The following is a 22,168-nucleotide window of genomic DNA, read 5'->3' on the forward strand; positions in this document are numbered from 1 at the left end:
TGCGAGAGCGAAGCAGGGTCTAGGTAGCCCCCAGGGAAGGGTTCATGGCGCCCCCTCGCAGGTTTGTCGCCGGATGAGCCCCTAGCCATACCGCCGCTCCCTGCTTCCCCTGCCAGCGCGGGCTCAGTAAAGTAGGTCGGTTATATCGGAGCAGGAACGTCATGAACGAACATCTTGAGCAGCTCGAGCCGCGGCCGCTGTGGTGCCACTTCCGCACCCTGTGCAACACGCCGCGCCCCTCCGGCCACGAAGCGGTGCTGGTGGCGACCCTGGAACAATGGGCCGACGCCCAGGGTCTTGCCCACGACCGCGACGCCTTCGGCAACCTGCGCCTGCGCAAGCCCGCCACCCCGGGTCATGAGGGTTCGCCGGGAGTAATCCTGCAGGCCCACCTGGACATGGTGGCCCAGGCCAATGCCGACCATCCCCACGATTTCACCCGCGACCCCATCCAGACCCGGATAGGCGACGACGGTTGGCTGCGCGCCACCGATACCACCCTGGGCGCCGACAACGGTCTCGGCGTGGCTGCGGCGCTGGCGATCCTCGAGGACGACACCCTGGTGCACGGTCCGCTGGAGGCGCTCTTCACCCTGGAGGAGGAGACCTCCATGGGCGGCGCGCTGAACCTGGCCGAGGGCTGGCTTGCGGGCCGACTGCTGCTCAACCTGGACTCCGAGGATCGCGGCGAGGTCTATATCGGCTGCGCCGGCGGGGCCGACGTGGTGGTGGAGGCGCAGTTGCCGACTGCTCCCATCGCCGAGGAAGAGGTCGTGATGCGCCTCGCCGTTACCGGCCTCAGGGGCGGCCACTCCGGCATGGATATCCACAAGGGCCCGGGCAACGCCAATCGGCTGCTGGTGCGGGTGCTGCGCGCCCTGGAGCGCTGCGAGGTGCGCCTGGTGGACTATCACGGCGGCACGCTGCGTAACGCCCTGCCGCGGGAGGCCTTCGCCACCCTGGCCCTGCCCGCCGACCAGCGCGAGGCCGCGATGGAGCGGGTGGCGGCGCTGGAGGCCGAACTGCGCGCCGAACTGGTCGGTGTCGATGACGGCCTGGCGCTGATGCTCTCACTCGCGGATCACGCCGCCGGCGAGGCGTTGACCGCCCAGACCAGTCACCTGCTGGCGGCGGCGCTGCATGCGGCGCCCTGCGGGGTGGAGCGGATGAGCAGCGAGGTGTCAGGAGTGGTGGAAACCTCCAACAACCTCGGCGTGGTCGGCCTGGAGGCGGGGCGTTTTTACCTCTGTGCCCTGGTCCGTTCGCTGCGCGACAGCGCCACCGCCGATCTGGCCGATCGTTTCACGGCGTTGTTCGAGCTGATCGGCGCCCGGGTGCGCGTGGAGAACGCCTACCCGGGCTGGACGCCCCAGCCGGGCAGCGACCTGCTGGAGCGCTTCCGTCGACGGCATCGGGAGACGATGGGCGGCGACCCGGCGGTCAAGGTGATCCATGCGGGGCTCGAGTGCGGCATCCTCGGCGGCAAGTACCCGCAGCTGGAGATGATCTCCTTCGGCCCCCTGATCCGCGGCGCCCACTCCCCCGATGAGCGTGTGGAGATCGCCTCGGTGGCCGAGTTCTGGACGCTGTTGCGCGGGCTGGTCGAGGACCTGGCCCGCCAAGAGGTCAGTGATTGACCTGGATCCGCACCGCCGGGTAGCCGCCCACGGTCACCAGCGGGATATCGGTGCTGCCGCGATGATAGCGACGATGGTCCCGGCGGGGCTCACGATAGCGGGGCGGTGACGAGTAGTAGTGATGCTCAACCACCCGGCTCGGCGTGCGGTGGCGATGCTTGGCACGCTTGGCGGCCTTGTGGCGCTTCTGATGGTGGTGCCGGCCGCGGTCGGCGCGGCGGTCATGGTGGTGATAGTGGTGGTGTACCTGGGGCTGGTAGCCGCCGTGGCGGTGGCGATCCGCCATGGCGGGCAGGCTCATGGCCAGTGCCAGGGCGGCCATCAGGGTGGCCAGCAATATGCGGTTCATGGTCTCTCCTCCATGTCGGGTCGAGGGGGGCTCGTTCCTGTGCCCATGGAAGCAGTATATCGCCGCGCTCATGGGGGACCGCTCGCCGGGCAGGGGGTTGCCCAATCTCTTCATATTCGCGGAGGGGGTGACCGCAAACGACGACACCGCCCGCAGGCGGTGTCGTCGTTTGCTGGGTGCCGGCTGGCCCGCTGGTTCAGCCCAGGTAGGCGCCCAGCATCCAGACGGTCTTTTCCTGCTCGCGGATATAGTCGCCGACCTGGGCGGCGGTACCCTCGTCGTCGGCGTCGGAGGCCAGCGAGAGGATCTCGCGCTGCAGCTCGATCAGGGTCTGGAAGCCCTGCAGGGTGCCGCGCACGCAGACCTCGCCGTCGGTGACGTTCTTCGCCTCGGCGAGGCGTGACATGGTCACGTAGTCGCTGTAGGCGTGGACCGGCCGATGGCCCAGGGTCAGGATGCGCTCGGCCACCTCGTCGACCTTGGTCAGCAGGTCGGTATAGAGCTCCTCGAACTTGGCGTGCAGCTCGAAGAACTGCGGCCCCTTCACGTTCCAGTGGTAGCCGCGCACATTCATGTAGAAGATCTGATAGTTGGCCAGCAGCTCGTTGAGCTTCTCGGCCAGCTGGCTGGCGTTGCCCTCGTGCAGGCCGATGGTATTGGTGTCGCTCATGGGGGTGCCTCCTTGATCGCAATGGAAAACTGGAAAGATAAGAGAGTGTACCGCTTCGCCGAGGTGGCAGAAGGGTCAAGGATGATCATGGCTACCATAGCCGCTATCCATGACATGCCGGCGGCCGAGGCGGGTTTCAAGCCAGCGGGGTCAGCTTCTGGCTGCGGTGAACAGTCGCACCACGCTCTCGGCGCGGTCGGCGAGCAGCTCGGCGCAGCGCTCCAGTGCCTCGTCCAGCGCCATGGGGCCGTCGGCAAGGGCGAAGGCGGCGGTGACGCCCTCGGTGCTGGCCGCCTGCCAGCCCGGCGCCAGGCGCCCGGCCAGCACCACCACCGGCACGCCGTGCGCACGCGCCGCCCGGGCCACGCCCACCGGGGTCTTGCCGGCGAGGCTCTGGCCGTCCAGCTGGCCCTCGCCGGTGATCACCAGGTCGGTATCCTCGAGCAGCGCCTGGATGCCGGCCTGGGCCATCACCAGTTCGATGCCGGGTCGCAGCTCGGCGCCCAGGAAGGCACGGGCGGCGAAGCCCATGCCGCCGGCGGCACCGGCGCCGGGCAGGTCGCGGTGCTCCTCGCCCAGCGCCGCGGCGGTCACACCGGCGAAGCGGGCCAGGGCGGCGTCTAGGCGGGTAACGTCATCGGAGATGGCGCCCTTCTGGGGGCCGAACACCGCGCTGGCACCGCGCTCCCCCAGCAGGGGATTGTCCACGTCCACCGCGGCCTCGACGTGGAGCTCGGCCAGGCGCGGGTCCAGTCCTGAGAGGTCGAGCTCGGCCAGCTCGGCCAGGGCCGCGCCGCCTGGGGGCAGGTCGCGTCCGTCGGCGTCCCGCAGCTGGGCGCCCAGCGCCACCAGCATGCCGGCGCCACCGTCGTTGGTGGCGCTGCCGCCCAGGGTGAGCAGCAGCCGCTCGGCGCCGGCGTCCAGCGCCGCGCGGATCAGCTCTCCCACGCCATGGGTGGTGCTGTGCAGGGCGGTGCGCTTGGCCGGGGGCAGCGCCTGGATGCCGCTGGCCTCGGCCAGCTCCACGAAGGCGGTGCGTCGCTCGGCCAGCCATCCCCAGGCGGCACTGGCGGGGCGACCCAGGGCGTCCTGCACGGTGGCGGTGCGTCGTTCGGCACCGGTGGCGGCGAGCAGGGCGTCCAGGCTGCCCTCGCCGCCGTCGGCCAGGGGGCACTCGACCAGTTCGATCTCCTCCCCCAGGCGGCGGATGCCGCAGGCGATGGCATGGGCCGCGGCCGCGGCGGGTAAGGCGTCCTTGAAACTATCCGGGCAGATGAGGATCTTCATGGGGGGCTCGCAGCGGGGGGATCTCCGCCCAGCTTAGCGCCACGAGAGAGCGAGCTGAAGCGCCGGCGTTCCTTCTGCGAGGCCCGATGCGTACACTGCCCCAAGACCATCCATCGGAGAAAAGACCATGCGCCTCTGGCGGCTGCCCTGCGTACCGGTGATAGCGCTGGTGACAGTACTGGTGTTGGCCGGATGCCAGACCACCCCCTCCACGCTGCCGGCGGCGGAGCCTCGACCCGCGACCGAGTGCCGCTGGCCGGTCGGCGACCGGGCGGTCCAGCCGCTGGTGCGTGCCGCAGTGGACGCCCTGGAGGCCGAGGGCTTCCTGATTCGCCATACCGATCTGGCCCTGGGGCTGGTGAGCGCCGAACGCACCCGCATCCTGCCCGGCTACGGTGATCGCTACGACGGCTGGGACAGGCGTGGCATGTTCGGTGGTATCGGTATCGGCGGCGGCCGGGGCGGGGTGAGCAGCGGCGTGATGATCGGCTTCGGTGGCGTGGGTAGCCTGACCCGGGATGCGACCCAGCTGGAGCGGGTCTCGTTGCTGGCCGGTGATGGCGAGGTACGCGTGAGCCGGGATATCCAGGTGATCGACTGGCGCGGCGAGCTGGCCGATGCGCGCAGCGCCAGCACCGCGGACTTCTGCCAGCGGCTGCGCGGCGCCATCGAAGCGGGAGGTGCCCGATGAACCGCCTGCTGTCCGTCCTGCTGTTGGCGCTCCTGCTGGCGGGGTGCGCCACCACGCCGCCCCGGGAGCCGCCTCGCGAGTTGGACTTCCCCTACGCTCCCGAGGCGACGCTGCGGGCCTCCGCCCAGGTGCTGATGGCCAACGGCTATGTGGTACGCCACGCCGATGCCGACCTGGGTCGCCTGGAGGCGGTATTCTCGCGCTGGCCCGGTTACCGGGTCCTGGTGGAGGTCTCTGGAGAAGGTGAGCAGAGCCGAGTGAGCCTGGCCGCCACCCGTGGCGGCCGCCCGCTGCCACCGCAGACCCTGGATCGCCTGCTGGTGGAGATGCAGGACCAGCTCGGCATGTGGCGCTGATTACCCCTGATTCGGCCCGACCTGTGCAATGCACAAGGCCAGGAAAACCAGAGAGATACCATGTTCGATCATCTGCGACGACACCTCGGCCTCGCCGCCACGGCACTGCTGTGCCTCGCCATGAGCGGCCTGTCCCACGCCCATCCCCACGGCTGGATCGACCTGCGCATGCGCCTGGTGGTGAACGACGAGGGTCACCTCACCGGCCTTCATCAATCCTGGCGCATGGACCCCTTCTACAGCCTGGTGGTGCTGGAGGAGCTGGGCCAGGCCGGCGGCGATGGCGGCCTCGAGGCCGCCCTGGACCAGCTCGGCAGCGAGATTCGCGACAACCTGGTGTCCTACGGTTACTACACGGAGCTGACCCTGGCGGGCGAAAAACTGGGCTTCGACGAGGTCAGCGACTACACCGTGCTGGAGCGCGGTGGGAGGGTCGAGTTCATCTTCCTGCTGCCGCTGTCCGAACCGCTGCCGCTGGCCGGCCAGACCCTGCGCTACCAGGTGTTCGATCCCACCTACTACATCGAGATGGTCCATGAGGAGGAGAATCGCGTGCCGGCGGACGATGCCCTGCTGGTGGGTGGCGAGCTGGCCTGTGAGGCGCGCATTCATCAGCCCAACCCCGACCCGGAGCTGGTCATGCGGGCCGCCATGCTGGACGTGGACGACGAGGCCGAGCCGGGGCTCGGGCGCCACTTCGCCGAGACCGGGGAGGTAGCATGCCGGTAACGGTCAGACGCCTGATAGGGCTGGCGGGCCTGCTGCTGCTCGCCCTGCTGGCCTGGCAACTGCTGCAGCCGACCCTGCAGGGGCTGAGTCTGCAACTGGTGGCCTGGCAGCGCGACTTCCATCGCGCCCTGACCCTGGCCATCAGCGACTTCTCCGGCACGCCGTCGTCCGCCGCCTGGGCGACCCTGCTCGGCATCAGCTTCGGCTACGGGGTCTTCCACGCTGCGGGACCGGGGCACGGCAAGGCGGTGCTCTCGACCTACCTGATCTCCCAGGGCGGCGCGCGGCGCCGTGCGCTGGGGCTCTCCTTTGCGGCCTCGCTGCTGCAGGGGCTCGTGGCCATCGCCCTGGTGGTGGTGCTGGTGCACGGCCTGGGCTGGCTGACTCGCCAGGCCATGGGCAGCGTGGTGTGGGTGGAGCAGGCCAGCTTCGTGATGGTGGCGCTGCTGGGGGGCTGGCTCTGCCTGCGGGCGATTCGTCAGCTGCGCCGCCCGCCGGCGGCGCTTAAGGCACCTGCCGGCGACCAGGCGCATCACCATCATGTCCACGAGCATGGTCATGAGTGCTGCGGCGGCCACCACCATGTGGATCCGCAGCGGGCCGGCGACTGGCGCACCGCCCTGGCCACGGTGGTGGCCATCGGCATCCGCCCGTGCAGTGGTGCGGTGTTGCTGCTGGGGGCGGCGACACTGCTCGGCCACTTCGCGGTGGGGGTGGCGGCGGTGATGGTGATGTCGCTGGGCACGGCGCTGACGGTCTCCGCTCTGGCCCTGGCCAGCGTCTACGCCCGCGACTGGGCGGAGCGTCGCCTGGCCAGTCAGCAGCAGGCGCAGCGCGTCGGTCGCCTACTCGGCTGGACCTCCCTGGCGGGCGGTCTGGCCATCGTGGCGCTGGGTGTCTCGCTGGCAGTGACCGGCGTCAGTCAACCCTCCGGGGCACCGCTGCTGGGCGAGCCGCCCTCGCGCAGCGCTCCGACCGAGTCAGCGCCGGGCCGTCACCCCTTCGGCGGTTAGTCGCCCTCGAGATCGAGCCCTTCCACCATCGCCAGTACGCGGCCACGCATGGCGGCGAGCTCGTCCAGGTCGTATCGTCGCGGCTCTCCCTGGCCCCACACCGGCCCGGGCCAGGCCTCGTCGTCCTCGCGGCGCAGCACCAGGTGCACGTGGAGCTGCGCCACCACGTTGCCGAGGCTGGCCACGTTGAGCTTATCGCCCCCCAGGAACTCCTTGAAGGCCTGGCCGACCCGGCTGGCCTCACGCCACAGCTGGCACTGGTCGGCCTCGTCCAGGTCGAATACCTCGCTGACCCCGCGCCGACGGGGAATCAGCATCAGCCAGGGGTAGCGGGTGTCATCCATCAGGCGCAGCTGGCACAGCGGCAGTTCGGTGACGGGGTAGCTGCCCTCCGCCAGGCGCTCATCGAGAGCGACGTCTTCCATGTCCTTTCCTCATGCCGGGGTCGTGATCTGGCATCATGCCATATCTTCCCCAGCTCGAGTTCTCCCGCCGCCCCGGCTATGCTGAGCCCCTTTTGACCGAGCGTTGTGACGAGGAGGCTCCATGACCCTGCTGGAAGGCCTGGCACTGCTGCTGATCGGGGCCATGGCAGGCTTCATCAACGTGCTCTCGGCGGGCGGCTCGATGCTTACCCTGCCGCTGCTGATGTTTCTGGGCCTGCCGCCCCAGGCGGCCAACGGTACCAACCGCGTCTCCATCGTCCTGCAGAGCATCTCGGCGGTCACCAGTTTCTTCCGCGCCGGGGCACGCTACGTGGGCCTGTCGCTGCGACTCTCGGTGCCCGCGGTGGTGGGCTCCCTGGCAGGTGCCTGGCTGGCCCTTCAGACCGGCGATGCCCTCTTCGAGGCGATCCTGATCGCGGTGATGGCGGGCTCCGCGGTGTTGATGCTGCTGCCCCAGCCACGGCTGGATACCCGCCCGCTGACGCCCGAGCGGCTCACTCCTTCGGTCTACCTGGCGATGTTCGTTATCGGGCTCTACGGCGGCTTCATCCAGGTCGGGGTGGGCATCCTGTTCATCGTGGTGCTCTATCGCATGCTGAAGATCGATCTGGCCCAGGTGAACGTCTTCAAGGTATTGATCGTGCTGGTCTATACGATACCGGCCCTGGCCATCTTCCTGGTCAACGACCAGGTGCGCTGGAGCTATGGGTTGGTGCTGGCCGCCGGCAGCATGAGCGGAGCCTGGCTGGCGGTGAAGGTCAACATGAGCCCGCGCGGGGCCTTCGTGGTGAAGTGGCTGACCGTCGTGGTGATCATCGCGATCATCCTGCGTTTGCTGCTGGGATAACTCGGCAGATCGCTGCCAGCGGTGCTAGATTACATACGGGCAATCAAGAACCACGGGCAAGGAGGCAATCCAATGAAACGCACCATGGCCATCGTGCTGCTGTCGCTTTTATCCCTCTCGCTGCTTTCTGGCTGCAACACCTGGCGTGGTGTCGGCCAGGATGTCGAGAGTGGTGGCGAGGCGATACAGCGTTCCGCTGACTGATCCACCAAATGGAACTGCCGCAGGCCGGAGCGGGGTGACCCGCCCCGGTCTTTTCATCAAGGAAGAGGAGAAGGCCATGCCTTTCAAGCTGCTCCCCCCCGTCGTCGCTGGTCTGCTGTTGGCCGGCTGCGCCGGGATGACGTCCCCACCGGCCCATGAGTCGGCTCCGCCTCCGCCCCGGGTGGAAGCCCGCGGCGAATGCGGTGCGGCCCAGGTGCAGGATCGCGTGGGGCGCGAGTACAGCGAGGCCCTAGGCGAGGCGATCCGAGCCGAGAGCGCTGCGGCGGCCATGCGGGTGATCCGCCCCGGCGAGGCGGTGACTCTGGACTACCGCCCGGATCGGCTCAACGTCCGCCTGGACGAGAGCGATGTCATTGCCGAGATCGGCTGCGGTTAATCCCCGTTAGTCGCCTCCGGGTCGTCGATGCCATGCTCGGCCTGGGTGCGACGCTCCTCCTCCTCGGCCTGCTTGCGTAGCTTCTTGCGCAGCGCCGCCTTCTCGAAGCGCAGCCTCTGCAGCCGGGTGGCAAGCGCCAGCGGGGGCACTGGTGCGGGCTGCCCCTCGTCGTCCACCGCCACCATGGTCAGGTAGCAGCTGTTGGTGTGGCGGATCAGCTTCTGGCGGATATCCTCCGCCACGACCTTGATGCCGATCTCCATGGACGAGCGTCCCACATGGTTGACGCTGGCCAGGAAGGTCACCAGTTCGCCCACGTGAATGGGCTGCTTGAACAGCACCTGATCCACCGAGAGAGTGACCACATAGTGGCCCGAGTAGCGGCTGGCACAGGCGAAGGCCACCTCGTCGAGCTTCTTGAGGATGGCGCCACCGTGCACCTTGCCACTGAAGTTGGCCATGTCGGGGGTCATCAGCACGGTCATGGAGAGCTCGTGCTGCCCGGGCAGATCGGAATGTTCCATATCAGTCTCCATGGCGGTTGCTAGGGTTGTCGTCGTGGCCGTTGTCGAGATGGTGGTGTCGACGCTGGGGCGGGTGGGGCGGCTGCCAGGGCCAGTGGCCCTCCACTTCCACGTGCAGGGTGAAGCCCAGGAAGGCGCGAATCAGCACCACGGCGGCCAGGGTGGCCACGCTCTCGCCACTGTTCAACACGATCACCGTCTTGATCAGGTCGCCGGCGATCAGGAAGTCCAGCCCCAGCAGGATGGAGCGGCCGATGCCGTGGCGATACTCCAGGTAGGCGTGGCGGCTTTCATAGAAGTGGCGGTGCTGCAGGAAGCGCCGGGTGGCCACGGTGAAGCCTGCAACCATGATCAACACGCCCAGCGTCTCGATGACCAGGGCGGTGGTGTCGATCAGCTGCAGGAACCAGTTCATGCGCTTCGCTCCCTGAAGGTAGCGGCCCCGGCCATCCGACCGGGGCCTTGTCGGCCTAGAACCAGGTCAGGCCGATGGCGATGACCGCCCCGACGATAAACAGCTGGATCAGGCAGAAGCCCATGATGTCTTTGGCCTTGAGGCCGGCGATGGCCAGCATCGGCAGGGCCCAGAAGGGCTGCAGCAGGTTGGTCCAGGCGTCGCCCCAGGCCACTGCCATGGCGGCGCGGGGGATGTCCACGCCCAGCGCCTCGGCAGCGGGCAGGATCACCGGCGCCTGCACGGCCCACTGGCCGCCGCCGGAGGGCACGAAGAGGTTGACCAGTCCGGCGCTGAGGAAGGTCCAGAAGGGCAGCGAGGTCTCGGTGGCAAAGGAGATCAGCCCCTCGGAGAGGGTGGCTGCCAGCCCCGACTGCACCATGATTGCCATGATCCCGGCATAGAAGGGGAACTGGATGACGATGCCGGCACCGCCCTTGATCGCCTCGTTGAGGCTGGTCAACAGGCTGCGCGGCGTGCGGTGCAGCACGATGGCCAGGGAGAGGAAGGTGAAGTTGACCACGTTGAGGTTCAGGCCGCCGCCGCGCAGCAGGAAGTGGTCGGCCAGGAAGAGCACACCGGGAATGCCTACCAGCCAGGCCAGTGTCACACTGTTCTCCAGGCGTTCGGCGGGGCGGCGGATGCGTGCCTGGGCCTCAGGGGCGTCCTCCTCCAACAGCTTGGGGTCCACATAGACGCTCTCCTTGTCGTCGGGGAGCATCAGGCGGTTGACCAGCGGAATGGTGATGAACAGGCAGGCCAGGATGGCCAGGTTGAAGAAGGCGAAGATGGTCGAGCCGGTGCCAATCACGCCGATCTGGTCGGCGGTGAAGTGGCCCTCGGTGGCGATGGTCAGGGGCACCGAGCCGGCCAGGCCGCCGTGCCACACCACGAAGCCGGAGTAGGCGCTGGCCACAAGCAGGCGGTAGTCAACCCGCACCAGGCGAGCCAGCTCCTTGGCGAACAGGGCGCCCACCACCAGGCCGAAGCCCCAGTTGATCCAGCTGGCGGCCAGGGAGACATAGGTCACCAGCAGGATGGCGCCGCCGGGCCCCTTGGCCAGCGCCGCCAGGCGCTGCAGAAGCTTCTTCACCGGGGGGGAGCTGGCCAGCATGAAGCCGGTGACCAGCACCAGCAGCATCTGCATGGAGAAGGTCAGCAGGTTCCAGAAGCCATCGCCCCACATGCGCATCACTGCCAGCGGCGTCTGACGTTCCACGGCGATGGCGGCTGCCGCGGCGATGATCGTCAGCAGCAGCACGAAGATATAGGGGTCGGGCAGGTAGCGTTCGACCAGCTTGACGGCCGGCCTTGAGAGGGCCTTGAGCATGGGTGTTCCCTTCGTTTGTTAAGACTGTTTTGAGATCGCGTTGAGAGCGTTGAGAGAGCGATCTATTGTCGTCGGTTGTCGAGATTGACGTGTCCCACAGAAAATAGCGCAGCTTCAGGGGCTTGCGCCACCCAGCCGATAAACGCAGGGGCCCGAAGCTGATCCGCCCCGGGGCGACGTCTCCTCCTTGCCCTCCGTCCCCGGCACCTATGGCTGCTGGCTGCGGTTTCTCAGGCGCGCCAGCGGGTGCGGCGGTGGTGTAGGTAGTAGGCTCCCAGCACCGCCGAGCGCACGGCGGCGAAGAGGATGAAAGCGAACCACAGGCCGTGGTTGGTGAGCGAATCCGACAGCAGCGCCTGGGTGAGCCACCAGGTGGGCAGGTAGGCGGCCAGCCCGGCGAAGATGCTGTTGCGCATCTCGCGGATTGCCGTGGCGCCGATGAAGACGCCATCCAGCAGGTAGCTCCATACCGCGATCAGCGGCATCAGTACCATCCACGGCAGGTAGACGGCGGCGGTCTCGCGCACCTCCGGCAGGCCGGTGAGCAGGGCGATGAGCCACTGGCCGCCGAGGGCGAAGGCCAGCGCCGCGGCCCCGGCGGTGACCAGCGAGAGCCAGGCGGCACTCTTCACCGCCTGGCCGAATTCGTCCCAGCGCCGGCTACCCACGGCACGGCCGGCGATGGCCTCGGCAGCATGGGCGAAGCCGTCCAGGGCGTAGCTTGTGAGCATGATGAACTGCAGCAGCACGGCGTTGGCGGCCAGCACGGTATCGCCCTGGGCCGCCCCGCGGGAGGTGAAGAAGGCCATGGCGAACAGCAGCCCCAGGGTGCGCACAAAGAGGTTAGCGTTGACCGCGAACAGCTCGCCATAGGCAGCCAGGGCCAGCAGCCGGCTGCGCAGGAAGTGCCCATCGAGCAGCTTCAGCTGGCGTGAGACCAGCCACAGGCCGAAGGCCAGGGCGGAGTAGTCCGCAATCACCGTGGCCCAGGCCACGCCGTCACTGGTCATGCCCAGGCCCACCACGAACAGCAGGTCGAGGGCGATGTTGATGGCGTTGGTCAGCACGAGGATGGCCAGCGTCACCCGGGAGTTCTGCTGACCCAGGAACCAGCCGAGGATGGCGTAGTTGGCCAGCACCGCAGGCGCCGAGAGGATGCGGATCTCGGCATACTCGGCGGCAAGTGCCGTGGCGACCTCGCTGCCGCCCAGCAGCCACAGGCCCAGCCCGATCAGCGGGCGCGAGAAGAGGATCAGCAGCACGCCGATCATGCCCGCCAGCAGCAGCGACTGGCCGAGCAGGTTGCGCACGTCGCTGTCGTTCTCGCGGCCCACCGCCTGGGACGTCAGCCCGGTGGTGCCCATGCGCAGGAAGCCGAAGCCCCAGTAGAGGAAGCTGAACAGGGTGGCGCCGAGCGTCACCCCGGCCAGGTAGCGGGAATCCGGCAGGTGGCCCATCACTGCAGTGTCCACCAGCCCCAGCAGCGGCACGGTGATGTTGGATAGGATGATCGGCCAGGCCAGGAGCCAGATGCGCCGGCGGGAGGCGTCGGGGTGCGAGGCCCCGGCGGAAGAGGTGCGGTTCACGGCAAGCCTGATGAGGGTGAAACGAGCCATCCTCGCCTCGCCGCCCCCATAACGCAACCGCCCCGCATGATGGCGGGGCGGATGGGTTGGCGGGCGATGGCCTAGAAGCGGTAGCCGATGCTGGCGGAGATCAGGTCGATCTCGAAGTCGTCTCCACCTTCGCTCAGGTCGTAGCGCTCGAACTCGAGGCGCATCATGACCTGGTTGACCACATACTCAGCGCCGATACCGTAGAAGGGGTCGGTGCCATCTTCACCATAGCTTGCAGAAGCAGATGAACCCATGAACTGTTCGCTTTCTTTGAGATCTGCATCCCAGGCGATCAGACCAAGTTTGCCGTAGACGCTAAAGCCATCCTGGATGGGGAGTTTGCCAACAAGTGCTGCGGTGAAGCCATCCATGCTCAGCTTGGCTTGTGCTGAGTAGCCGGGTGCCGATGAATTTGCAGTGAAGTCCCCAAAGTCGACGTAGCTGGCCTCCACGGCGAAGTTGGGGTTGAACTGATAGCCGACAAACAGCTTGAAGGCAGTGTCAGTATCGTCAGAACTTACATTTGGATAGCCGAGGTCTCGATAAAAGCTACCCATGTCGAATTTTAGCTTGGACTGGCCTAGAGCGGTGCCAACATAGACACCTTCATCCGGCACGCCGGGGTAGCTCTGGGCGAAGGCGGGGGCGGCAAAAAGGGTGGTCAGGGCGGCGGTGGCGATAAGACGCTTCATCATGCTCTCCATTGCATGGTGTGGCAGGCGGGGCCTGCGGGGTTGGGCAAGCGGGCAAAGCCGTCTACCCTGATGTAAGATCCTGTGAAAGGATGTAACCTCGAGCATTCTAGAACCTAATGATGATGAGCGCCATGCTCGGTATGACTGGTAGCGGGTGCGGCAAGCATGACAGACACCGCCAAGACGGCAGGGATCAGGGGAGTGACAGAGATGGGCAAGCGGACCGTATTCTTCTTCGTACTGGCGCTGGTGGCGATGTTGGGAAGCTCGCCGGCAGTGGCCCAGCAGCAGCGCATGGAGGCCCAACCCAGCGGCGGGGCCATGGTGGTCGATGCGCTGGTCGCCCGGCCGCTGCTGGCGGTGGCCACCGTGGCCGGCACCGCGGTGTTTCTGGTCTCGCTGCCCTTCACTGCCTTGGGGGGCGGGGTGGACAGCGCCGCCGAGACGCTGATCAAGACCCCCGCCGAGGCGACCTTCCGGCGCTGCCTGGGGTGCACGGTGAGCCGCCGCGCCGACGAGATGTAGGGCGCTTCCAGCCCCTTCTTGCCTGGAAAACAGAACGCCCCGCTCGAGAGCGGGGCGTTCTGTGTTTCAAGGAGAGCGAAGAGGCGAGGGGGCGCTGCTCAGGCCGCGGTGATGATGTGGTACTTGGCCATCAGTTCGTCGCGGCTCTCCTCGCGCTCCGGGTCAAGCGGGATGCAGTCCACCGGGCAGACCTGCTGGCACTGGGGCTCGTCATAGTGGCCGACGCACTCGGTGCATAGGCTGGGGTCGATGACGTAGATCTCCTCCCCCGGCGAGATGGCGCCATTGGGGCATTCGGGCTCGCAGACATCGCAGTTGATGCACTCGTCGGTGATCATCAGGGCCATGGGGGCTACCTCACGGAAGTTCTGGTCGGGCGCATGGGGCGAGTTTCCGCCGGTGTGGAGGCGGCGGAAGGCGAAACCCGATTCTGATGGTCAGGTATTATAAAGGCTCTTCAGCGCCGCAGCGACCCTGGGATGAACGTGCTGCGAGACGTCGCCTCCCAGCTTGGCGATCTCGCGGATCAAGGTGGAGGAGATGTAGGAGTTCTCCACCGCGGGAGTCAGGAAGACGGTCTCGAGCTCCGGCATCTGGGCGCGATTCATGTTGGCCAACTGCAGTTCGTACTCGAAATCCGATACCGCACGCAGGCCGCGCAGCAGGATGCGCGCTTGTTGCTGCTTCATGAATTCGGTCATCAGCCCCGAAAAGCCGACTACCTCGACCTTGTCCAGGCTTGCCACCACCTCCCTGGCCAGGGCGATCCGCGAATCGATGTCGAAGGCAGGCCCCTTGCCGGGGCTCGTGGCGATGGCGACCACGACCTTGTCGAAGAGCCGCGAGGCGCGCTCGATCAGGTCGAAGTGGCCGTTGGTGATGGGGTCGAAGGTGCCGGGATAGACAGCAATGTTCATCGGTTCTCAGCGTCCGGGAGTCGTCCGTAGGGGTTGTCCACCGCCAGGGAAACGGGGCGCGCATAGCCGGGAATCTGCAGCGCCTCGTCGCTCATGGTGAGTTCGGGGCCTTCCAGCACCCCTTCGCCGAAGCGGTAGCGGGCGGTGAAATGCCCCAGGTCGGCGCGGCGGCGGTAGTCGGCGGCGGCCTCGCGGGTGGCCTCGCGGCGATCCTGCCAGGCAGCCACGGCAGTCTCGCCGTGGCGGGCCAGCAGCAGGCGCTCGGTCACCGCCGGGGAGAGCAGCACGCCGGTGGCGTTGTTGCCGCCGAAGCCCTTGGCGTTGATAAAGGCGGCGTCTGCCTCAAGGCGCATGGGCTCCCGGGAGAGGCGCAGGCGCTCGGCGTGAACATCGTCGGCCACGGCGTTCAGGGTGCTGATGCCGGGCAGCAAGCCGTGGGCGAAGCTGCCCAGGGCGCTGGTGAGCTGGTCGCCAGCGGCGCTGCCCTGAGAGTGGCCCACGTAGGCCTTGACCGCCACCACCGGCCAGTCATGGATGCCGTAGGCTCGGGCTACCATGTCGAAGACGTGGGACTCTGTCACCCGGTTCTTGGGGGTGCTGGTGCCGTGGGCGTGGAGGAAGGTGCGCCGACGCAGCGCCTCCTCGCCGACTATCTCGCGCACCAGGGAGGCGGCCTTGCCCAGGGTGATGTAGTTGCCGATACCGGGGGCGGAGATGGAGCGCTTCCAGCCGTCGGCGTTGACGAAGACGCCGGGCACGCTGCCGAGGATTTCGGCGCCCACTTCCATTGCCAGGCTGTCGTCCATCAGCATCACGAACTGGCTGGACTCGGCGATGGTGAAGCCGCAGTTGCGAGCGAAGGGCCGGCAGGCGCGCTGGTAGTCGGCATCGGTGAGCAGGCTGAGGGCGTCCAGCGCCTTCAGGCTGTCGTCATCGGCCAGGGCGCCCATGGCACGGAAGCCCTCGATGATCTCCGGGGTCACCGGGGCATCGGCGGTGCCCACCATCACCACCCGGCGGCGGCCGGCCTGGATGTCGTCAACGCCCAGGCGCAGGTTGTAGAGGAAGCTGGCGCAGGCGCCCAGCGCCGCCCCGGTACCGCCCACGCTGCCCAGCACGTAGGCGTTGAGGAAATCGGCCGGCATCTGGCCATAGCCCAGCGGCATCTGCTTGGAGGTGGCGCGGTTGCCGGAGACGAAACTCTTGAGCAGGCCGCCCCAGCCCTCGTCGTCGAGCTGGCCGATGGAGTTGCCGGCGTATACGGCGACCTCGTCGGGGTCGAGGCGGTCGCGCAGGCTGTCCCATGACAGGCCGCTGTCACCCAGGCAGTCGCTGGCGGCGAAGATCGCCATGGAGAGCCCCCGGGGGTGGTGCACGCTGCGGTAGAGCTTGCTGGGTTCGAAGCCGCTGGGTAGCTGGCCGGCGGTGCGCACCTGGGCCGGGCGATTTTCCGGCAGCATCACCTCCATGCTGCCGGTGGGTACCGTTACCTCGAGGGTGTGGCGGTCGAGCTCGCGAACCTGCCAGGCGGGGGGCAGGTCCACGGGCAGCTGGCGGCGGCGGATGCGGAAGGTCAGGGGGGCATCCAACTCGAGGCTGGCCCGGCGATTGGCGGGCAGGCCCGCCTCGTTGAAGCGGGGATCCTCGATGCGGCGGATCAGGGTGTGGTCGAGCACCTGCTGGCGGGTCTGGGCGACGATCTCGGCGGCCTCGAGGGGCCGCCCGTCGGCGTCCTGCCAGCCACCCGCCTCATCCGCGCTGGCCAGGCGCATCATGGCCGCCAGGCCCAGCAAGGTGCGGGCCTGGTCGTCGTCGGGCAGGGCGTCGAGCACGGTGCGACGAAACGCCTGGTGGCCCGAGGTTCTGCCGGCGGGGTTCACGCCGCCCATGCCGACGATCACCGGTAAATGTGGCAAGCCGGGTTCCTCGTTGTGCTGTTGATGTCTACGAGTCGTTACAGGTATCAGGCCATGGATCATAGCACCCGCTCCGTGGCGGCGTCATGGGGATGCCGCGGGCAAACGTCGGCACGGATATGGAACGGCCGTTTGAAATCGAACGAGGGTCATGCCAGGATAAAACGGTTGTTTGAGTGGTCATGGACGCATCTCCTCGAGGTGCGCCCTTTTTTTCTTCGCGATCGGAGTTGCTGTCGGTTACCAGGTGTTGCATCACGTAGTGGTGGCAGCGGTGGGAGTTGGCTAGGGTAAGGGGCGTGGTCGCCCCGGCGGCCGCCTTTCAAGGAAACGACTCAGGAGGAGACACCCCAATGACACACGAGATGCTCAAGAAGCTGGGCCTGGCGCTGCTGGTCGGCATGCTGGCGGCGGGCCTGGTGGGCTGCCAGGACGAGCCCGGCCCCGCCGAGGAGGCCGGCCAGGAGATCGATGAGGCCATGGAGGATGCCGGCGAGGGTGTCGAGGAGATGGGCGAGTCCATCCAGGACGCCGCCGAGGGCAACTGATGGCCGATGCGGTCCTGATGCAGAAAGGCCGGGCGATCTCGCCCGGCCTTTCTGCGGTTACACGCTGCTGAGCTTGCTCGTTACTGGGTCTGCTCGTTTTGCTCGATGCCCTGCACGTACCAGGGGGCACCGTCGTTAAGGTCGCGGACCAGGTGCCAGGTCTCGTTGAATTCGTTGTGCTCGCCGTTCTCGTCGAGGATGCCGTGGAAGACCACGCTGGCCTCGGCCTGCTGGCCGACCTCCTCGACCATGCCCAGCTCGGCGAACAGGCGCACCACCTCGGTGCGGTTGTTGGCCGGGTGCCTGTCACGCTCGGCGCGCAGCAGGTTGTAGAGCTCCGGGGTCACGTACTCCTGGATGCCGGCGAAGTCGTTGTTGTCCCAGGCGCGCTGCAGGGTCATGAAGTGCTCCTTGGCGCCGCCCAGGAAGCGTTCGCGGTCGAACCATTCCGGCTCGCTGGCGAAGGCGGCGCTGCCGCCCAGCGGGGCGGTGGCCTGGAAGGGCTGGGCCGCCTGGGGCTGTGCGGAGACCTCGCGCTCGGCGGCGCCGGCCACGGCCGGGCGGCGGCGGGCAAAGAGCCGGAACAGGAGGAAGGCCAGGCCGGCCATTACCAGGATGTCCGTCAGGCGCAGCTCGTCGAAGGCGCCGCCGAAGAACAGCGCGGCGAGTAGGCCTCCGGCGAGCAGGCCGCCCAGCATGCCGGGCATGCGCGAACCGGCCGCGGCACCCTGCTGGCCCTGGCGGGCGGGGGTGGCCTGGTTGGGCGCTGCGGCGGGGCGGTCCGCCGAGCGGGAGAAGCTGCCGACGTTGCCCCCGCCGCCCATGCGGCGGGCCTCGGCGTAGTCCAGCGCCGGCCCGAGGGTAAAGAGCCCGACGACCAGCATGACAAGCAGATGTCGCATCAGGGGGTGTCTCCGATATTGGTCTGGGTAGGGGGTGGGAAGGTCGAGTCGAATCATTCTACCGGCTATGCTGGGGGGCACCATAAAAACCGATAACAAGCACGAGGAGACCACGCCATGCGTCTGACACGAGAGGAGAGCCTGCTGCTGATCGTCGACCTGCAGGCGGGATTGCTGCCGGTGATCGAGCACGGCGACCAGGCGGCGACCGAGGCGGCCTGGCTGGGCGGCCTGGCCGAGTCGATCGAGGTGCCGGTGTGGCTCACCGAGCAGTACCCCGAGGGGTTGGGCGGCAGCGAGCCACGGCTGCTGGACGCAGTGCCTGGGCACCGGCTGTGGCAGAAGATGACCTTTGACGCTTGTGGCAACCCGGCGTTTGCCGCGGCGCTGGCGGAAATCGGCAAGCGCCAGGTGGTGCTGTGCGGCACCGAAGCGCATATCTGCGTGATGCAGACGGGTCTCGGCCTGCTGGCGGCGGGTTACGAGGTCTACTGGCTTGTCGAGGCCTGTGCCAGTCGCCGCGCCGGCGAGGCTCGCCTGGCCCGGGAGCGGATGATGCAGGCCGGGGCGGTGCCGGTCAGCGCCGACATGGTGGCTTACGAGTGGCTGCACCGCTGCGACGATGAGCGCTTCAAGCAGGCCCATCGCCGCTTCCTCAAGGGGCGCTCGGCGCGCCCGCTGGTGTTTGCCTAGAAGGGGCGTGACGCCCTGAAAGGCCTTCATCTCCCCTTCGCGCAGAATCTGCGCTCCCACCATCAGCGTGGGAGCCCGATTTATCGGCGATGGCGGAAGCCTGATGGCTGGCCCCCCCACCGCGGACGATCGGCGCTCCCGGTCGGTCAGGCGGCGCCCTCGGGGCGGGTAAAGACCAGGGTGTCGCCCTCGCTCATGGCGGCATTGAACGAATAGCCGGCCACGTCGAAGTCCTTGAGGCCCTCCGGGCCGTCCAGGCGCTCGCGGATCATCCATGCTGCCATCAGGCCGCGGGCCTTCTTGGCGTAGAAGCTGATGATCTTGAGCTTGCCGTTCTTCTCGTCCTTGAACACCGGGGTGATCACTCGCGCCTGGAGCTTCCTGGGGTCGATCGCCTTGAAGTACTCGTTGGAGGCGAGGTTGACCAGCACCGGGCTACCGCTTTGTGCCACCGCGCGGTCGAGCGCCTCGGTGAGGGTACCTTTCCAGAACGCGTAGAGGTCGCGGCCGGCGGGGTTCTCCAGCTTGGTGCCCATCTCCAGGCGGTAGGGCTGGATCAGGTCCAGCGGGCGCAGCAGGCCGTAGAGCCCGGAAAGGATGCGCAGGTGCTTCTGGGCGAAGGCGTTGTCGTCGTCGCTGAAGGTATCCGCCTCGAGCCCCATGTAGACGTCACCCTGGAAGGCCTGGGCGGCGGGCTTGGCGTTCTCTGCGGTAAAGGGGGTATGCCACTCGGCGAAGCGCGCCGTGTTGAGGGCGGCCAGCTTGTCGCTGATGCCCATCAGCTCGCTGAGGCGCTGGGGGGAGACGTCGCGCAGGATCTCGATCAGCTCCCGGCTGCGATCGAGGAAATCCGGCTCGGAGTGCATGGCGGTGGTGGCCGGGGTCTCGAAGTCCAGCGTCTTGGCGGGCGAGATCACGCTCAGCATGGGGCGCTCCTGATCCTGGGGAAGTGCCCCGAGTATACCAAGGGCGCCGCCGCAGAGGGGCTATTGCCGCGATAGCCCCTCTGCGGCGGCGCCCGGCAGGGCCGAACCCGGGTCAGGGGGCCGGGTTGGGCTGGCGCTGGTGCACCGCCTCGATGGCCTCGAGTACCTCGGCATCGAGTTTGAGGGACTCGCTCTCGAGGTTGCTTTCGAGCTGCTCCATTCTGGTGGCGCCGATGATGTTGCTGGTCAGGAAGGGGCGCGAATTGATGAAGGCCAGTGCCATCTGGGCCGGGTCCAGGCCGGCGTCGCGGGCGATCCGCACGTACTCGGCGGTGGCAGCCTCGGCCTGGGGGTTGGTGTAGCGCTGGAAGCGCTCGAACAGCGTCAGTCGCGCGCCCTCGGGACGGGCACCTTCCAGGTACTTGCCGGAGAGCACCCCGAAGGCCAGCGGCGAGTAGGCCAGCAGGCCCACCTGCTCGCGGTGGGCGATCTCGGCCAGGCCCACCTCGAAGATGCGGTTGAGCAGGTTGTAGGGGTTCTGCACCGAGGCGACCCGCGGCAGGCCCAGGGTCTCGGCCAACTGCAGGGCACGCATCACCCCCCAGGGCGTGTCGTTGGAGAGCCCGATGGCGCGCACCTTGCCGGCATCCACCAGCTCCTTGAGGGCGGCGAGGGTCTCCTCCAGCGGGGTGGCGTCCTCTTCGTCGACGTGCTCATAGCCGAGCCTGCCGAAGAAGTTGGTCTTCCGGTCCGGCCAGTGCAGCTGGTAGAGGTCGACGTAGTCGGTCTGCAGGCGGGCGAGGCTCTCGTCGATGGCCTGATGGAGGTGCTCGCGGGTCAGCCGCGGGCCGCCGCGGATATGTTCCAGGCCCGGGCCCGCGGCCTTGGTGGCGATGATCACGTCGTCGCGGCTGCCGCGCTGCTTCAGCCAGCTGCCGATATAGGCCTCGGTGCGCCCCTGGGTCTCTGCCTTCGGCGGGACCGGGTACATCTCGGCGGTGTCGATGAAGTTGATGCCGAAGGCCACGGCGCGGTCGAGCTGCTCATGGGCCTCGGCCTCGCTGTTCTGTTCGCCGAAGGTCATGGTGCCCAGGCACAGGCGACTGACCTCGATGCCGGTGGTACCCAGCGGTCGCGTCTGCATTCTCTACTCCATTGGCGGATCTGCGAATGTGCAAGTCGGCATGGTAGCGGCAGCCCGGCAGGGGCGGCAAATGGCCAGGGTTGAGTCCCGGGCGGGCCGGGCGTATGCTGGCCGCCGCTTCCGCCCTCCGGAGCCTGGGGGCGGTCAGGTTTGTACACAGAGCAGACGCCGCACACAGGATGGTGGGTGCGTCTTTATTCGCGTCAACAGGACCCGGTTACTGGCCATGATACAGGCATCATCACTGATCACCCGGCTCGAATACCGCCTGGCGGAGCAGCTGTTCCATACTCGCTGGCTCCCCCGCTCACCGCGTACCCAGCGGCTGACCATGCACCTCTTCCAGCGCTGCGCCGATGCCGGGCACACGGCGGCGCTGTCTGTGTATGGCCACATGCTCTTCCACCGCGGCCTGACGCCTCAGGACAAGGCCCGTGGTGCTCGCTATGTGCTGGAAGCGGCCCAGGCCGGCGATGTTCGTGCCCAGTACCAGGCCGGCCAGATCTACGAGCACGGCTGCGCCCTCTACCAGCGCCGTGACGATCGCGCGGTGACCTGGTACGCCCGCGCCGGTGAGGACGGCCACCCCCTGGCGGCCACCCGACTGGCCCGCGCCTACCGCGAGGGCCAGTTGGGCCTGCCGGTGGATGGCGAGCGTGCCACCCACTGGCAGCAGCTGGCCGACCAGGCCATCGAACTGTGTGATGCTCTGGACAGCGGCGAAGCCGAGACGCGACACTAGGTCGACGCCGGGCGTAGCGATGCGCCGGCCCTCCCCCTTCCCAAGCTTCGGCCTCGAGGTTCCGCGCTCCCGTGACGCTACCGACACTGCTCGATATCGAGGCGTCCGGGTTCGGGCGCGGCAGCTACCCCATCGAGGTCGGCCTGGCCCGCCCCGATGGCAGCAGCTGTGCCTTCCTGATTCTTCCCCTGCCTGAATGGACCCATTGGGATCCCAAGGCCGAACTGCTGCACGGCATCAGCCGCGCACGTCTGCATCGCGAGGGGCACCCGGTACGCCAGGTGGCGCGCTGGCTCAACGACGAGCTCGGCGAGCTCGGCATCGCCTACAGCGACAGCTGGGGCTACGACAACACCTGGCTGTCGCTACTCTTCCACCATGCCGGCATGCTGCCGGCCTTCCGCCTGGAGACGCTGCGCAAGCTGCTCAGCGAAGGGCAGCTTGCCCTTTGGCATGCCACTCGCGAGGCGCTGGTGGCCGAGATGGGAATTCGCCGGCACCGCGCCAGCGAGGACGCCCGCCTGCTGCAGCTCACCTACCAGCGCACCCGCGAGCTGGCCGACGACGCCTGAGCCGGCAGCGCACCCGCGAGCTGGCCGACGACGCCTGA

General features: G+C 67.8%; 28 protein-coding genes. 13 read left to right on the top strand and 15 right to left on the bottom strand.

From position 1 onward, the window contains the following. Positions 1 to 161 precede the first annotated feature (161 nt). Entirely contained in the window at positions 162 to 1,637 is a 1,476-nt protein-coding gene (locus ACM26W_RS02250; protein WP_416139251.1) for an aminoacyl-histidine dipeptidase, read from the top strand. Here ACM26W_RS02250 and ACM26W_RS02255 read toward each other — a convergent pair. The 3 genes from ACM26W_RS02255 to ACM26W_RS02265 form a co-directional block, all read right to left on the bottom strand. Next, complete coding sequence (locus ACM26W_RS02255) at positions 1,627 to 1,986, bottom strand: hypothetical protein (protein ID WP_416139252.1); 360 nt, start codon at positions 1,984 to 1,986, stop codon at positions 1,627 to 1,629. The two genes, ACM26W_RS02250 and ACM26W_RS02255, sit on opposite strands and share 11 nt — an antisense overlap. 196 nt (positions 1,987 to 2,182) lie before the next feature. Then, positions 2,183 to 2,656, bottom strand: a complete 474-nt coding sequence (locus tag ACM26W_RS02260) for a Dps family protein (RefSeq protein WP_416139253.1) — start codon at positions 2,654 to 2,656, stop codon at positions 2,183 to 2,185. A 150-nt stretch (positions 2,657 to 2,806) separates the two neighbouring features. After that, the gene (locus tag ACM26W_RS02265; RefSeq protein WP_416139254.1) at positions 2,807 to 3,943 is read right to left on the bottom strand and encodes a glycerate kinase; all 1,137 of its coding nucleotides are present in this window, start codon (positions 3,941 to 3,943) and stop codon (positions 2,807 to 2,809) included. A gap of 127 nt (positions 3,944 to 4,070) precedes the next feature. Between ACM26W_RS02265 and ACM26W_RS02270 the strand changes: the two genes are divergently transcribed. From ACM26W_RS02270 to ACM26W_RS02285, 4 genes are read left to right on the top strand one after another with little or no spacing between them, the layout of a single operon-like run. Next, positions 4,071 to 4,634 carry a hypothetical protein gene (locus ACM26W_RS02270; protein WP_416139255.1) on the top strand — a complete coding sequence of 188 codons (564 nt, stop codon included), beginning with the start codon at positions 4,071 to 4,073 and terminating at the stop codon, positions 4,632 to 4,634. Then, positions 4,631 to 4,990 (top strand): hypothetical protein, encoded by a 360-nt coding sequence (locus ACM26W_RS02275; RefSeq protein ID WP_416139256.1) that lies wholly within the window; start codon positions 4,631 to 4,633, stop codon positions 4,988 to 4,990. Before ACM26W_RS02270 ends, ACM26W_RS02275 begins: the two co-directional genes overlap by 4 nt. 60 nt (positions 4,991 to 5,050) lie before the next feature. Continuing rightward, the gene (locus tag ACM26W_RS02280) at positions 5,051 to 5,719 is read left to right on the top strand and encodes a DUF1007 family protein (protein WP_416139258.1); all 669 of its coding nucleotides are present in this window, start codon (positions 5,051 to 5,053) and stop codon (positions 5,717 to 5,719) included. Then, a complete protein-coding gene (locus tag ACM26W_RS02285; RefSeq protein ID WP_416139259.1) occupies positions 5,710 to 6,732 on the top strand; it encodes a nickel/cobalt transporter in 1,023 nt (340 codons plus the stop codon). The genes ACM26W_RS02280 and ACM26W_RS02285 overlap by 10 nt, the downstream gene beginning before the upstream one ends. Here the strand turns inward: ACM26W_RS02285 and ACM26W_RS02290 are convergent. Further along, on the bottom strand, positions 6,729 to 7,157 hold the full coding sequence (locus tag ACM26W_RS02290; protein ID WP_416139260.1) for an HIT domain-containing protein: 429 nt from the start codon (positions 7,155 to 7,157) through the stop codon (positions 6,729 to 6,731). The genes ACM26W_RS02285 and ACM26W_RS02290 overlap by 4 nt on opposite strands. A gap of 121 nt (positions 7,158 to 7,278) precedes the next feature. On the opposite strand from ACM26W_RS02290, the gene ACM26W_RS02295 reads away from it, so the two are divergent. The 3 genes from ACM26W_RS02295 to ACM26W_RS02305 all read left to right on the top strand — a co-directional run bounded on the left by ACM26W_RS02295 (position 7,279) and on the right by ACM26W_RS02305 (position 8,626). After that, positions 7,279 to 8,025 carry a sulfite exporter TauE/SafE family protein gene (locus ACM26W_RS02295; protein ID WP_416139261.1) on the top strand — a complete coding sequence of 249 codons (747 nt, stop codon included), beginning with the start codon at positions 7,279 to 7,281 and terminating at the stop codon, positions 8,023 to 8,025. Between the two features lie 72 nt (positions 8,026 to 8,097). Then, on the top strand, positions 8,098 to 8,229 hold the full coding sequence (locus ACM26W_RS02300; protein ID WP_416139262.1) for an entericidin A/B family lipoprotein: 132 nt from the start codon (positions 8,098 to 8,100) through the stop codon (positions 8,227 to 8,229). 76 nt (positions 8,230 to 8,305) lie between these two features. Next, positions 8,306 to 8,626 (top strand): I78 family peptidase inhibitor, encoded by a 321-nt coding sequence (locus ACM26W_RS02305; RefSeq protein ID WP_416139263.1) that lies wholly within the window; start codon positions 8,306 to 8,308, stop codon positions 8,624 to 8,626. Here ACM26W_RS02305 and ACM26W_RS02310 read toward each other — a convergent pair. From ACM26W_RS02310 to ACM26W_RS02330, 5 genes are all read right to left on the bottom strand, one after another. Further along, a complete protein-coding gene (locus ACM26W_RS02310; protein WP_416139264.1) occupies positions 8,623 to 9,150 on the bottom strand; it encodes an acyl-CoA thioesterase in 528 nt (175 codons plus the stop codon). The two genes, ACM26W_RS02305 and ACM26W_RS02310, sit on opposite strands and share 4 nt — an antisense overlap. A 1-nt stretch (position 9,151) precedes the next feature. Further along, the gene (locus ACM26W_RS02315) at positions 9,152 to 9,565 is read right to left on the bottom strand and encodes a DUF1622 domain-containing protein (protein WP_416139265.1); all 414 of its coding nucleotides are present in this window, start codon (positions 9,563 to 9,565) and stop codon (positions 9,152 to 9,154) included. Positions 9,566 to 9,620: 55 nt separating this feature from the next. Then, positions 9,621 to 10,934: a short-chain fatty acid transporter gene (locus ACM26W_RS02320; protein ID WP_416139266.1), complete on the bottom strand. Its 1,314-nt coding sequence runs from the start codon at positions 10,932 to 10,934 to the stop codon at positions 9,621 to 9,623. 230 nt (positions 10,935 to 11,164) lie between these two features. Continuing rightward, entirely contained in the window at positions 11,165 to 12,550 is a 1,386-nt protein-coding gene (locus ACM26W_RS02325; RefSeq protein WP_416139267.1) for an MATE family efflux transporter, read from the bottom strand. Between the two features lie 71 nt (positions 12,551 to 12,621). Next, positions 12,622 to 13,245, bottom strand: a complete 624-nt coding sequence (locus ACM26W_RS02330) for a porin family protein (RefSeq protein WP_416139268.1) — start codon at positions 13,243 to 13,245, stop codon at positions 12,622 to 12,624. A 210-nt stretch (positions 13,246 to 13,455) separates the two neighbouring features. Here ACM26W_RS02330 and ACM26W_RS02335 point away from each other — a divergent pair, with 210 nt between their 5' ends. After that, entirely contained in the window at positions 13,456 to 13,770 is a 315-nt protein-coding gene (locus ACM26W_RS02335) for a hypothetical protein (RefSeq protein ID WP_416139269.1), read from the top strand. A 98-nt stretch (positions 13,771 to 13,868) separates the two neighbouring features. Here the strand turns inward: ACM26W_RS02335 and ACM26W_RS02340 are convergent, their stop codons facing one another. From ACM26W_RS02340 to ACM26W_RS02350, 3 genes are all read right to left on the bottom strand, one after another. Then, positions 13,869 to 14,117 (bottom strand): YfhL family 4Fe-4S dicluster ferredoxin, encoded by a 249-nt coding sequence (locus tag ACM26W_RS02340; protein ID WP_416139270.1) that lies wholly within the window; start codon positions 14,115 to 14,117, stop codon positions 13,869 to 13,871. 90 nt (positions 14,118 to 14,207) lie between these two features. Then, on the bottom strand, positions 14,208 to 14,687 hold the full coding sequence (coaD, locus tag ACM26W_RS02345; RefSeq protein WP_416139271.1) for a pantetheine-phosphate adenylyltransferase: 480 nt from the start codon (positions 14,685 to 14,687) through the stop codon (positions 14,208 to 14,210). Next, positions 14,684 to 16,576 carry a beta-ketoacyl synthase gene (locus tag ACM26W_RS02350; protein WP_416140797.1) on the bottom strand — a complete coding sequence of 631 codons (1,893 nt, stop codon included), beginning with the start codon at positions 16,574 to 16,576 and terminating at the stop codon, positions 14,684 to 14,686. Before ACM26W_RS02350 ends, coaD begins: the two co-directional genes overlap by 4 nt. A 380-nt stretch (positions 16,577 to 16,956) precedes the next feature. Between ACM26W_RS02350 and ACM26W_RS02355 the strand changes: the two genes are divergently transcribed. After that, positions 16,957 to 17,151: a hypothetical protein gene (locus tag ACM26W_RS02355; RefSeq protein WP_416139272.1), complete on the top strand. Its 195-nt coding sequence runs from the start codon at positions 16,957 to 16,959 to the stop codon at positions 17,149 to 17,151. A gap of 80 nt (positions 17,152 to 17,231) precedes the next feature. Here the strand turns inward: ACM26W_RS02355 and ACM26W_RS02360 are convergent, their stop codons facing one another. Further along, positions 17,232 to 18,053 (bottom strand): Tim44 domain-containing protein, encoded by an 822-nt coding sequence (locus ACM26W_RS02360; protein WP_416139273.1) that lies wholly within the window; start codon positions 18,051 to 18,053, stop codon positions 17,232 to 17,234. 117 nt (positions 18,054 to 18,170) lie between these two features. On the opposite strand from ACM26W_RS02360, the gene ACM26W_RS02365 reads away from it, so the two are divergent. Continuing rightward, positions 18,171 to 18,746 carry an isochorismatase family protein gene (locus ACM26W_RS02365; protein ID WP_416139274.1) on the top strand — a complete coding sequence of 192 codons (576 nt, stop codon included), beginning with the start codon at positions 18,171 to 18,173 and terminating at the stop codon, positions 18,744 to 18,746. A gap of 146 nt (positions 18,747 to 18,892) precedes the next feature. Here ACM26W_RS02365 and yaaA read toward each other — a convergent pair whose 3' ends face one another. Together yaaA and ACM26W_RS02375 are read right to left on the bottom strand one after the other, a co-directional pair. Further along, positions 18,893 to 19,672, bottom strand: coding sequence for a peroxide stress protein YaaA (yaaA, locus tag ACM26W_RS02370; protein ID WP_416139275.1), 780 nt, complete (start codon positions 19,670 to 19,672; stop codon positions 18,893 to 18,895). A 112-nt stretch (positions 19,673 to 19,784) separates the two neighbouring features. Beyond that, positions 19,785 to 20,816: an NADP(H)-dependent aldo-keto reductase gene (locus ACM26W_RS02375; RefSeq protein ID WP_416139276.1), complete on the bottom strand. Its 1,032-nt coding sequence runs from the start codon at positions 20,814 to 20,816 to the stop codon at positions 19,785 to 19,787. A 226-nt stretch (positions 20,817 to 21,042) separates the two neighbouring features. On the opposite strand from ACM26W_RS02375, the gene ACM26W_RS02380 reads away from it, so the two are divergent. Together ACM26W_RS02380 and ACM26W_RS02385 are read left to right on the top strand one after the other, a co-directional pair. After that, on the top strand, positions 21,043 to 21,558 hold the full coding sequence (locus tag ACM26W_RS02380; RefSeq protein ID WP_416139277.1) for a tetratricopeptide repeat protein: 516 nt from the start codon (positions 21,043 to 21,045) through the stop codon (positions 21,556 to 21,558). A gap of 71 nt (positions 21,559 to 21,629) precedes the next feature. Next, positions 21,630 to 22,130 (top strand): hypothetical protein, encoded by a 501-nt coding sequence (locus tag ACM26W_RS02385; RefSeq protein ID WP_416139278.1) that lies wholly within the window; start codon positions 21,630 to 21,632, stop codon positions 22,128 to 22,130. The last annotated feature ends 38 nt before the right edge of the window (positions 22,131 to 22,168 follow it).

The sequence above is a fragment of the Halomonas sp. HK25 genome (assembly GCF_047795635.1).
In the GTDB taxonomy this organism is placed as follows: domain Bacteria; phylum Pseudomonadota; class Gammaproteobacteria; order Pseudomonadales; family Halomonadaceae; genus Halomonas.